Source organism: Sphingorhabdus sp. (genome assembly GCF_040079335.1).
Taxonomy (GTDB): Bacteria; Pseudomonadota; Alphaproteobacteria; order Sphingomonadales; family Sphingomonadaceae; genus Sphingorhabdus_B.
The window spans coordinates 1-11,259 of the sequence record NZ_JBEBKL010000019.1 but is presented as its reverse complement, the minus strand read 5'-3'; the positions used below and the strand labels follow the sequence as shown (position 1 = coordinate 11,259).

9 protein-coding genes and 1 tRNA gene are annotated in these 11,259 nt (G+C 57.8%); 5 read left to right on the top strand and 5 right to left on the bottom strand.

Annotation, left to right across the window (positions count from 1 at the left end):
* Window positions 1–26: 26 nt before the first annotated feature.
* Window positions 27–785, top strand: a complete 759-nt coding sequence (locus ABL922_RS07190) for a glucose 1-dehydrogenase (protein ID WP_349023529.1) — start codon at window positions 27–29, stop codon at window positions 783–785.
* 20 nt (window positions 786–805) lie between these two features.
* On the opposite strand, the gene ABL922_RS07185 is transcribed toward ABL922_RS07190, so the two are convergent.
* Window positions 806–880, bottom strand: a tRNA-Thr gene (locus ABL922_RS07185).
* A 199-nt stretch (window positions 881–1,079) separates the two neighbouring features.
* On the bottom strand, window positions 1,080–1,925 hold the full coding sequence (locus ABL922_RS07180) for a helix-turn-helix domain-containing protein (protein WP_349023528.1): 846 nt from the start codon (window positions 1,923–1,925) through the stop codon (window positions 1,080–1,082).
* 282 nt (window positions 1,926–2,207) lie between these two features.
* Between ABL922_RS07180 and ABL922_RS07175 the strand changes: the two genes are divergently transcribed.
* The 3 genes from ABL922_RS07175 (at window position 2,208) to ABL922_RS07165 (ending at window position 6,927) form a co-directional block, all read left to right on the top strand.
* Window positions 2,208–3,248, top strand: coding sequence for a quinone-dependent dihydroorotate dehydrogenase (locus ABL922_RS07175; protein ID WP_349023527.1), 1,041 nt, complete (start codon window positions 2,208–2,210; stop codon window positions 3,246–3,248).
* A 40-nt stretch (window positions 3,249–3,288) separates the two neighbouring features.
* Entirely contained in the window at window positions 3,289–5,037 is a 1,749-nt protein-coding gene (gene ggt / locus ABL922_RS07170; RefSeq protein ID WP_349023526.1) for a gamma-glutamyltransferase, read from the top strand.
* Between the two features lie 132 nt (window positions 5,038–5,169).
* Entirely contained in the window at window positions 5,170–6,927 is a 1,758-nt protein-coding gene (locus ABL922_RS07165) for an AMP-dependent synthetase/ligase (RefSeq protein WP_349023556.1), read from the top strand.
* A 3-nt stretch (window positions 6,928–6,930) separates the two neighbouring features.
* On the opposite strand, the gene ung is transcribed toward ABL922_RS07165, so the two are convergent.
* From ung to gltX, 3 genes are read right to left on the bottom strand one after another with little or no spacing between them, the layout of a single operon-like run.
* Complete coding sequence (gene ung / locus ABL922_RS07160; RefSeq protein WP_349023525.1) at window positions 6,931–7,614, bottom strand: uracil-DNA glycosylase; 684 nt, start codon at window positions 7,612–7,614, stop codon at window positions 6,931–6,933.
* 58 nt (window positions 7,615–7,672) lie between these two features.
* Window positions 7,673–8,068: a GxxExxY protein gene (locus tag ABL922_RS07155; protein WP_349023524.1), complete on the bottom strand. Its 396-nt coding sequence runs from the start codon at window positions 8,066–8,068 to the stop codon at window positions 7,673–7,675.
* Between the two features lie 39 nt (window positions 8,069–8,107).
* Window positions 8,108–9,619 carry a glutamate--tRNA ligase gene (gene gltX, locus ABL922_RS07150; RefSeq protein WP_349023523.1) on the bottom strand — a complete coding sequence of 504 codons (1,512 nt, stop codon included), beginning with the start codon at window positions 9,617–9,619 and terminating at the stop codon, window positions 8,108–8,110.
* A 303-nt stretch (window positions 9,620–9,922) separates the two neighbouring features.
* Between gltX and ABL922_RS07145 the strand changes: the two genes are divergently transcribed.
* The coding region (locus ABL922_RS07145; protein WP_349023522.1) for an alkaline phosphatase PhoX at window positions 9,923–11,259 on the top strand (1,337 nt) is incomplete at its 3' end.

Genomic DNA, 11,259 nt, shown 5'->3' with positions numbered 1-11,259 from the left:
CTACATATCAAGGGATGACGGGCAAAATGCAACTCACGGCAGACTTAACGGGCAAACGGGCGCTGGTTACGGGCGCATCAAGCGAAGGCTTCGGCGCACATTTCGCGCGTGTACTCGCCTCTAGTGGCGCCCAAGTGGTGGTAGCTGCGCGCCGGCGGGAACCTTTGGAGGCGTTGGTTGCCGAAATACAGAAAGCGGGTGGAAAGGCCTTAGCCGTTACCGTTGACGTTTCGGATCATGCAAGTGTCGAACAGGCAATTTCCGAAGCAGGTCCGCTCGACATCATCGTCAATAATGCCGGGGTGGAGAAATCCGGCTCGGTCATGGATCTCACCGAGGGCGATTATGACTATGTCATGGACATCAACCTGAAGGGCGTCTGGCAAGTCGCGACGGCCGCCGCCAGGCAGATGCGCGAACGGGGGCAGGGCGGATCAATCATCAACATAGCGTCGATCACCGGGCACCAAGGGATGAAGGGCGCTGCACCTTACAGCGTATCTAAGGCGGGCGTTCTGCACATGACGCGGCAACTGGCGCAGGAGCTGGCGCGCTACAATATCCGGGTGAACTCGATCTCGCCGGGTTATTTCGCGACCGATCTCAATCGCGAATTTCTGGCTTCCGAAGCGGGTGAAGCGATGCGCAAGCGGATTGCGATGCGCCGCTTTGGCGATTTCCCCGATCTGGACGGTGTGCTGCTCTTGCTGGCGTCAGATGCGTCGCGTTTCATGACCGGCAGCGACATCATCGTCGATGGCGGACATCTGCTCTATTCGCCTTGATTTTAGACAGGAAAAATTAGTGGTGCTGCTGGCGAGGATTGAACTCGCGGCCTCTCCCTTACCAAGGGAGTGCTCTACCACTGAGCTACAGCAGCGCCGGAAGAGGCGGCCCTATGCTTAGCGGCGCGACGCTTGTCAAGCCGCTTGCGCGCTTCGATCAGCTTTGGCATCGGGAATTTATGACAAAGCCCCAAACCCCTTCGCGTGAGCAACGTCTTGCAGAAGCATTGCGTGCCAATTTGCGACGACGCAAGGCACAGGATAATGGTGCGCAACGCGAGAAAGCGAACGAATCTAGCTCTCCGAAATCAACGGACTGACTTTGTCGCCAAGTGCGCTCCGTCCCATCATCGTCGCTTTTGTAAGTTCCGATTTTCCTGCGCGTAATTGCCCCGGAGTGAGCCCGGTGAATTGCTTCACTTCCCGGGTAAGGTGCGACTGGTCGTAAAATGCGAGGCCAAGGTCGGTGTCATCAAGGCTGTCGCCATGTGCGATCCGGTTGGCAGCCCGCAGCGCCCGGTATTTCCGTGCCAGCTTTTTAGGAGGCATGCCGTAATAGCGGTTGGTCATTCGCTCCAATTGCCGAGGTGATAGCCCGGATTCGGTAATGAGTACGTCGACATCAGGGTCACTATCGTCGACCAGCCAGCGATCGACCATCGCCGTGAACTCGAATGGCGCCCCGTCGAGCTTGCGATAGATTTCGGCGGCAGCCGCATCGCCCAGCGCAAATTGGGCGGCTGGCTCGGCAAGCGCAATCAGCTCTTCACGCAATTCCATGATGGTGTCGCCGAACACACGGCGCGCATCGAACGCCTTGTCAATCCAGTTTTCCGCTTCGGCGCCCATCAGGACTGCCCAACCCGCAGGTAACATGCCCCAGCCAAATATGCTGACCGGCTCGGACGCGATTGCCTCGAACGGGCGGGTGGTGGGGCCGATAACCGTTACCGGATAGGTCGGATATTCAACACCATCCGAAAAGCGATAGGAGCCGTGGCCCGACAGCATGATGCGGAACTGGGCACGATCGGCGCGTTCCACTTCGTGCAGCGCATCGCCGCTATAGTCGAAGCGATATAGGGAGGACACGAGTTGTTGAAGCTGCTCTGTCGGCGCTTGATATTGCACATTGATCATTTTGCGACCGGGGCTCCCTATGGCCGCATGATAGGGAAAGTTACGACAAAAAAAAGGCCTGCCGCAAGGGCAGGCCTCAATAGGTCAAGAACTCTCGTCTTTCGACATCGAGCCCTTCGGGTCGCAAACACTGTATGCACCAACTAAGTGACAGTTTCTTGCACGGAATCGTCATCGTCGCAGTTTACATTTGACATTTACGGCCAATCATCGCCCTCGGTGCTTCAAAACAAGACGTTATAACGATTGCAAGTTTACGTTTGCCGCTGCCATAGCGAATCGGTGACTTACCAACTGCTCCGTCCCTTTTTGTTCGGTTTTGACGCCGAGTCGGCACACGGCCTCTCGCTGGCTGCACTGCGTGCCCTCCCATATTCCGGGCGAAAGAAGCCCCTCGCCGCGCTAGCTTCCGAACTTGCCGGTCTGCATTTTCCTTCGCCTGTCGGGTTGGCCCCGGGCTATGACAAAAATGCAGAGATTTTTGCCAAGGCCCCGGCTTTGGGTTTCGGCTTTGTCGAAATCGGCACGGTCACCCCGCGCCCGCAATCAGGCAATCCGCATCCACGCTTGTTTCGATTGGTCGAAGATCGCGCGGTCATCAACCGCATGGGTTTCAATAACGACGGGATGGAAGCCGCCGCTGGCCGCATCGCCGCCGTTTCGCGCGAGCGGCGATATGGACCTCTCGGCATCAACATCGGCGCCAATAAGGACAGCGAAGACCGGATTGCGGATTATGTTTTGGCTATGCAGCGGCTCGCACCACTGGCCGATTATGTGACCGTCAACATCAGTTCGCCGAATACACCTGGTTTGAGAGCATTGCAGGACAAGGCTGCGCTCGACGATTTGCTGCTGCGTGTTCGCGAGGCATCGCCCGCCGGACCGCCCTTGTTCCTGAAAGTGGCCCCCGATCTGGAGCCTGCCGATATTGACGATATCGCAGCTGTTTTGATTGACCGTGGCATCGATGCGTTGATCGTAAGCAACACCACGATTACCCGCCCTCCGCTAAAATCGCGCCATGCCGGTGAAGCGGGCGGCCTGTCGGGCGCTCCGCTCACGGCATTGGCGCAGCAGCGCCTGATCGACTTTCGCAAGGCAACCGCAGGTCAGGTCCCGTTGATTGGTGTGGGAGGAATAGCCTCTGCGGAAGATGCCTATGCGCGCATAAGGGCAGGCGCTTCCCTCGTGCAGCTTTATAGTGCACTGGTCTATGAAGGGCCGTTCCTGGCGCGGCGGATCAACATGGGGCTCGCCCAGCTGCTGCAGCGCGACGGGTTTGACAATATTACACAGGCAATCGGCGTCGATGTCGATTGAGGCTTTGCCTCGCGCATAAGCACCGTTACGGAATAGTCCTATGAAAAAACTCAGCCTGTTTCTAGTCGCACTGTTTGCATTTGCCGCATCACCACTCGCTGCCCAATCGAAGGGCATAGCCACCTCTGCCGACCCCCGGGCGACTGCCGCTGGAGCCGAAATTCTGGCTAAAGGTGGATCGGCTTCCGATGCGGCGATGGCGATGATGCTCGCGCTAACGGTGGTTGAACCGCAATCCAGCGGAATCGGTGGTGGCGGTTTTCTGGTGCACTACGATGCCAAGGGTGCGACGATCAGCACTATCAACGGCCGCGAAACTGCCCCTGCTGCCGCTACACCTCAGCGCTTTACCGATGCCGAGGGTAAACCGCTGCCCTTCCTGCAGGCTTTTCCGGGCGGTAAATCGGTGGGTGTGCCGGGCAATATCAGCCTGATGGCAGAGGCGCATCGCAAATGGGGCAAGCTCAAATGGGCCGAGATTTTCAAACCGGCGATCCGGCTCGCCGATAAGGGCTTCGTGGTCAACCAGACGCTCGATTCCCGGTTGTTGATGATCGAGCGGCTTTGGCCCCAGTTTGAAACTGCAAAGTCCATATATTGGGTCAACGGCAAACCCGCCAAGGCAGGCATGACGTTGCGCAATCCCGCGTTGGCGAAAACCTTGAAGCTGATCGCGAAGAAGGGCCCCAATGCCTTTTACACTGGCGCGATTGCCAACAGCATCGTCGACAGTGTGACCAAAAGCCCGGTTGCGCCGGGAGATATGACGCTTGCTGATCTTGCTGCCTATAAGGCGGTTGAGCAAAATGCCGTCTGCGCGCCATACCGCGTTTATGTGGTGTGCGGCATGGCCCCGCCCTCTTCGGGTGCGACCACGGTGTTGCAGATACTCGGCTCGCTTGAGCGTTTCGACATGAAGGCTATGGGCAAGGACGACCCGAAGAGCTGGTATCTGATCGGGCAGGCGATGCAGCTGGCTTATGCTGATCGCGAAAAATATCTGGGTGACGCGTCGTTCGTGCAGGTTCCGGTATCCGGCCTGATCGACAAGGCCTATCTGGCTGAACGCTCCGCGTTGATCGATCCGGCGAAGGCGCGTACAGACTATCCCGCAGGCAGTCCTCCCGGCGCGATGCCCCGTACAGCGGCGATTTCGGGCGAAGTGGCCGGGACGACGCATTTCTCGGCGGTCGATGCAAAGGGCAGCATCGCCAATATGACTTCGACCATTGAGGGGCCGTTTGGCAGCCAACTGATTGCAGGTGGTTTCTTTCTCAACAACGAACTCACCGACTTCACCTTCGCCCCTGAAAAGGATGGCGCGCCCGTTGCCAACCGGGTGGAAGGCGGGAAGCGGCCATTGTCGTCGATGGCCCCGACGATTGTTTTCGATCGTGATGGCAAACCGGTACTCGCGCTCGGGTCTGCCGGCGGCAAGCGTATCATCATGCACGTCACCAAGACGCTCGTCGGTGTGCTCGACTTTGGCCTGCCCCTGAAAGAAGCGATTGCATTGCCGAACATCTATTTTGGCGGCGGGTCGTTGTTGGTCGAGGAAAATACAGCGCTGGCCAATGCCCTCGATATGATTGCAGCTTTCGGCCAGCAGGTGAAACCTGCCGATCTGGGATCGAAGGTTAACGGTGTACAATTGGTTGATGGCAAATGGACCGGTGCCGCTGATCCACGCAGCGAGGGCACTGCGGTTTCTGTCGATGCTAAAGGCAAGCAAGAATTGATCGACGGCGACAGGGCGAAAGATGGTGCACCCGCAGCCAGCGTAGGCTGACCCGGCCTTGCCTAGTGCAACCGGCGGCGCTAGCGTTTGAAAGTCGAATGAGTCCGCAATTGGACCACCCCGGGAGAGTTTTTGGTGGCAGACAATTTCAACGATTTTGAAACCGTTCCCAATCTGGTGAGCATGTTCCTGTCGCGCGCGGCATTGCGCGGCGACCGGCCGTTTCTAGGCTTCAAACATGGCGACGAATGGCGCACGATCAGCTGGGCCGAAACAGCGCGCCGCGTTGCAGGCCTTGCCAAAAGCCTGAGGGCGATGGGCCTCAAAAAAGGCGATCGGGTGATGCTCGTTTCTGAAAACCGGCCCGAATGGTGCATCGCCGACCTTGCTATCATGGCGGCGGGTTGCGTTACCGTGCCAACCTACACCACCAATACTGAACGCGATCACCAGCATATATTGGACAACAGCCAGTCGCGGGCGGTGATAGTTTCTACGGCCAAACTTGCCCAGCATCTGATGTCTGCCGTGGTGCGGTCGTCCGAATGTGAATTTGTGATCGGCATGGAGCCGCTCAAGGTCACCCAGCGCGGGCAGCAAAAGCATCATGACTGGACGGATCTGGTGCAGGGCAATGATGCCGATGTGAAGGCACTAACCGAAGAAATGGCACATGTCGGCAGGCGCGAACTCGCATGTATCATCTACACCAGCGGCACAGGTGGTGCTCCGCGTGGAGTGATGCTGCACCATGGCTCGATCATCTGCAATGTCGATGGTGCAGCGCAGGTACTTCGTGAAGATTTCGGGCTTGATAACGAACGATTCCTATCCTTCTTGCCCTTGAGCCATGCTTATGAGCATTCAGGCGGGCAGTTCCTGCCCATCGGGGTCGGCGCGGAAATCTATTATGCGGAGGGTCTCGAAAAGCTGGCGAGCAATATCGAGGAAACCCAGCCGACGATCATGGTCGTTGTCCCGCGTCTGTTCGAAGTGCTCCGCGCGCGCATGATCAAGCAGGTCGAAAAACAGGGCAAGGTGCCAAGCTATCTGCTCGACAAGGCGCTTACCATTGGCGAGCGCGACTATGGCGGCAAGAAGCGCCTGCGCGATGCGCCGATGCGCGCGATTCTATCTCGCACATTGAAGCCCAAGATCAGGGCACGGTTTGGCGGACGGATGAAGGCGATGGTATCGGGTGGCGCTCCGCTCAATCCAGACATCGGCGTGTTTTTCCAGTCGCTGGGTATCACGCTGCTGCAAGGCTATGGCCAGACCGAAAGCGGTCCGGTAGTCAGCTGCAATCGGCCCAAGACCGGGATCAAGATGGACACGGTCGGCGCGCCGTTGAAAGGCGTAGAAGTCAAAATGGCCGACGATGGCGAAATCCTTGTGCGCGGCGAGCTAGTAATGCTCGGCTATTGGAACAACGATGCCGAAACGGCGCGGGTCATCAAGGATGGCTGGCTGCATACGGGCGATATTGGCCATTTCGATGAAAAGGGCCGGATCAAGATAACCGACCGAAAGAAAGACATCATCGTCAACGACAAGGGCGACAACGTCGCGCCGCAAAAGGTGGAAGGCATGCTGACGCTGCAGCCCGAAATCCTGCAGGCAATGGTTTCAGGCGACAAACGGCCGTATATCGTCGGCCTGATCGTACCCGATCCCGAATGGGCGCTCGATTGGGCACGCGGGCAAGGAATGCGTTACGACTTCTCCGAATTGCAGGATAATCCCCAGTTTCGGGCGGCGGTGCGGGCTGCAGTTGACCGGGTGAACAAGGACCTGTCAGTGACTGAAAAGGTCCGCCAGTTCGAATTTGCTGATGAACCTTTCACTATCGAAAATGGCGAAATGACGCCCAGCATGAAGATACGACGCCATATGATCCGCGAACGCTACAAAGATCGCGTCGATGGGATGTATAAGGGGTAGTCGTCAGACTTCCGGTAGCGCCCAGTCAATCGGCGGCAGGCCTTTGCTTTCGAGAAACACGTTGCACTTCGAAAAATGCCGACACCCAAGAAAGCCGTTGTGCGCCGACAAGGGTGAGGGATGTGCGGCCTTTAGCACCAGATGCTTTGACGCATCGACAAAGGCTGCTTTCTTCTGGGCATAGGCACCCCATAGAAGGAACACGACCGGCTGCTCTTTGGCATTAACCAGCCGGATGACGGCATCGGTGAAGCGCTCCCAACCCTTGCCCTGATGTGAGGCGGCCTTGGCCATTTCGACGGTGAGCACGCTGTTGAGCAAGAGCACACCCTGCTGCGCCCAATGCTCAAGAAATCCGTGGCGCGGGCGTTCGATACCGAGGTCCGACTGCAGTTCCTTGTAAATGTTCACCAGACTTGGCGGTGGTGGAACGCCGGGCTTTACGCTGAAGCACAGCCCATGCGCTTGCCCCGGGCCATGATAGGGATCCTGCCCCAATATCACTACACGGACTTTGTCGAGCGGTGTCAGGTCCATTGCCCGGAACCACTCGCCGCCTTTGGGGTAGATGTGCTTTCCGGCAGCCTTTTCGGCGACGAGGAACGAGCGCAACTGCGTCATATATTCGGCGTCGAACTCAGGAAGCAATGGCGCCTTCCAACTTTCGTGTAATTGGATTCCAGGCATGGCCTAACGCCCTTTCCATTTGTGAAAGAGGCAAGAGGGGAAGAGGTGACGGCGCTTTTCAGCCATGTCGATCATTGACGATACGGCGCATTCCTTGACGAAAAACTTCACTGCCAAAATTGAGCAGGAGGCCATAGCGAAGGTTCATTAGACGGATGTAAGTAAGGACTTGCTTGCTGTGGATCGGCCCGAGCTTCTCTATTGATTTGATTTCTACGAGTAGAATTTCGTCAAGCAATAGATCGTAGCGAAAAGCGTCATCATAGCGTTTGCCATAGATATCTACGTGGACCGGCTTCTGCCGATCCACTTTTACCCCCAATTGCTGCAAACGGTCCGCTAGTACCCGTTCATAGACCGATTCGATCAATCCGGGGCCGACATCCTGATGGATGGTCATGCCGATATCAAAAGTGAGCTGGATCAATGCTTCGATATCTTGCTTGCCTTGCATAGAAACGCTGCCCCCTCTCCCTCTCTTGCCTCTTTTACATCATTCCGAAGCTTCAGCCCTCGCCAGCGCAGCAGTCCAAGCCTCAGTCTCCTTCTTTGTCGCCGGTCCTAGCAACTCCATCGAATGACGGAGGCGTTCGCGGAGGATGTCGCGGCCGAGATGGGTGATGGCATCGAACAGCGGGACACCTTGCGGGCTACCGAGGACAGCGAGATAGAAGGCGCGGATCATGTCCTTCAGCTTGATCTCGAGTACCGCCGCTGTCTTGCGAAGCGCGGCGTCGACGCCTTCCTTGTTCCATTCAATCATAGCGTCGAATTGCTGCAGTGCGAGGGTATAGGCCGCGCGTTGCTGGTCGGCTTCGATCTTAACGCCGTCGCGCAGTTTTTCGGCTGTCATGCCTTCGATGCGGTTCATGAAGAAGGGGGCAACGAGCGCGCCCAGATCGCCGAGTTTGACGATCCGGCTCTGTGCCATTTCTGCGATCGGGGTCAGATATTCGTCGTTGAGCGCCCATTTGCGCACTTCTTCGAGGAATTGCGAGGTGGTCAGCTCTTCGCGCATGTAGCGGCCATTGAGCCAATCGAGTTTCGAAGTATCGAACACCGGGCCACCCAGAGAAATATGACCTATGTCAAAGCCCTCTATCAGATCGCGCATACTGGTCTTCTCATCCTCCTCACCGGAAGATTTAATGAACAATCCCAAGAAGTTAAGCATCGCCGCCGGCAGATATCCAGCGCGTTGGTAGTATAAAATGCTCGTCGGGTTCTTGCGCTTCGACAATTTCGACCGGTCGGCGTTGCGCAGCAACGGCAAATGCGTCAGCACTGGCGGCTCCCAACCGAAATATTGATACAGCAACAGATGCTTGGGCGCGGAGGAAATCCACTCCTCGCCGCGCATCACATGGGTGATCCCCATCAGGTGATCGTCAACGACATTGGCGAGGTGATAGGTCGGCAGGCCGTCCGACTTCATCAGCACCTGCATATCGACCACCGAATATTCGAACTCGATCGGCCCACGCAGCGTATCCTGCACCACACACACGCCTTCGCTTGGCACCATCATGCGCACGACATGGCTCATGCCCTTGGCATCGCGCTCGGCACATTCGGCCTGAGTCAACTTGGCGCAGCGACCGTCATATTTGGGCGGCTGCTTCGCCGCCATCTGCTGCGCGCGCATACTGGCAAGCTCTTCGGGCGTGCAATAGCATTTGAAGGCATGGCCATCGTTCAAGAGCCGGTTGCAATGCTCGGTATAGATCGCGCTGCGTTCAGACTGGCGATAGGGGCCATGCGGGCCGCCGACATCGGGGCCTTCATCCCAGCTGAGGCCGAGCCAGCGCAGCGAATCGAGGATCTTCTCTTCGGATTCGCGGGTCGAGCGCACCTGATCGGTATCCTCAATCCGCAGCAAAAACTGCCCACCATGCTTTTTGGCAAAGCAATAGTTGATCAGCGCGATATAGGCGGTGCCGACATGCGGGTCGCCGGTGGGCGAGGGGGCAACACGGGTGCGGACAGGTTTTGTGATTTCAGTCATGCGGCGGGCCTCTAACAAGCAATAGCTTTTGTGCCAAGTTATCCCTCTCCCATAGAAAGCAGGTCTTGGAATCTTCGCTTACCCTCATACTTGCTTCGTCATTCCCGCGAAGGCGGGAATCCAACTCCTGCCGTTTAAATTTACACCACGGGAGTTGGACCCCCGCCTGCGCGGGGGTGACGAGGTTTTGGGGAGGAAAGTAGTCGAAACTACAGGTCACGCACCACCTAGCTTTACATCGCAACCGTCTTGTCATCTTTGCGGTTCAACGGCAAACATTCGCAAAAGCCAGAGGGATTCCAAATGCAAATCAGCCGCCGCAACTTCAATTTCGGTCTCGGAAGCCTCGCCTTCGCCGGGATAGCCGAGCGCGCCTGTGCGCAAATCCCGCCCGCGGCGCGCAGCGAGGTTCCGGGCTATGGCGCTTTGATCCGCGATCCGAACAACCTGATCGACCTGCCCAAGGGCTTTTCCTACCGCGTCATTTCGCGCTTCGGGAATATCATGGACGACGGCTATCTGGTGCCGAGCGCAGGCGACGGCATGGGCGCTTTTGCCGCGGGCAAGGGCAAGGTTGCGCTGGTTCGCAACCATGAACTCAACATCCGCGATGGCCGTTTTGGTCCGTTCACCGGCAAGGTGGCGGATGATTTCGCCGCCTATGATCGCGGCAAGGACGGCATGCCCTTGCCAGGGGGAACGACGACCCTGATCTACGATCTGAAATCGCAGAAGGTCGAAAAGCAGTGGCTCAGCCTGTCGGGCACTATCCGCAACTGCGCGGGCGGCATCACGCCCTGGGGCAGCTGGCTCACCTGTGAGGAAAATGTGACGCGCGCTGGCGATACTGTCGGCAAGGATCATGGCTATATCTTCGAGGTACCGTCGAGCCATATGGGGCTGGTCGCACCGGTTCCATTGAAGGCGATGGGCCGTTTCAACCATGAAGCCGCCTGCGTCGATCCGCGCACCGGCATCGTCTATCTGACCGAAGATCGCGACGACAGCCTGCTCTATCGCTTTTTGCCCGATGCCAAGGGTGATCTTGCGAAGGGCGGTCGGCTCGAGGCGCTGGCGCTTGATGGCATCGGCGACAGCCGCAACTGGAGCGAGGCCGCCGTCGCGCGTGGAAAGGCCTATGCCCCGCGCTGGATCCCGCTCGATAATCCCGAAGCGCCCGATGATGATTTGCGTAAACGCGGTGCGGCGAAAGGCGCGACCCTGTTCGCGCGCGGTGAGGGCATCTGGTGGGGCAAGGATGAGCTGTATTTTGCCTGCACCGATGGCGGAGCCGCCAAATGTGGCCAGATCTACCGCTTGCGCCCCGGCACTGGCGGCGCGGCAGACCAGCTCGATCTGTTCTACGAATCCGCCGATGCAGCCGCCTATAATTATGGCGACAATCTTTGCGTGATGCCGACCGGGCACCTGATGGTCTGCGAAGACCAATATACCAACATCGTCGACAACCACCTGCGCGGCATCACGCCGTCAGGCAAAGCCTATGTCTTTGCCAAAAGCCGCGTGCAAACCGAATTCGCCGGGGCCTGTTTCTCACCCGACGGCTCAACCTTCTTCGTCAACCTGATGTGGCCGACAATGACGCTGGCGATTACAGGGCCGTGGGGGCGGGTGCGGGT

Excerpts from the sequence above, each read along its gene's own strand:
- ABL922_RS07190 (WP_349023529.1), top strand. The coding sequence starts at position 27 with ATGCAACTCACGGCAGACTTAACGGGCAAACGGGCGCTGGTTACGGGC.
- ABL922_RS07180 (WP_349023528.1), bottom strand. The coding sequence starts at position 1,925 with ATGATCAATGTGCAATATCAAGCGCCGACAGAGCAGCTTCAACAACTC.
- ggt (WP_349023526.1), top strand. The coding sequence starts at position 3,289 with ATGAAAAAACTCAGCCTGTTTCTAGTCGCACTGTTTGCATTTGCCGCA.
- ABL922_RS07165 (WP_349023556.1), top strand. The coding sequence starts at position 5,170 with ATGTTCCTGTCGCGCGCGGCATTGCGCGGCGACCGGCCGTTTCTAGGC.
- ung (WP_349023525.1), bottom strand. The coding sequence starts at position 7,614 with ATGCCTGGAATCCAATTACACGAAAGTTGGAAGGCGCCATTGCTTCCT.
- ABL922_RS07155 (WP_349023524.1), bottom strand. The coding sequence starts at position 8,068 with ATGCAAGGCAAGCAAGATATCGAAGCATTGATCCAGCTCACTTTTGAT.
- gltX (WP_349023523.1), bottom strand. The coding sequence starts at position 9,619 with ATGACTGAAATCACAAAACCTGTCCGCACCCGTGTTGCCCCCTCGCCC.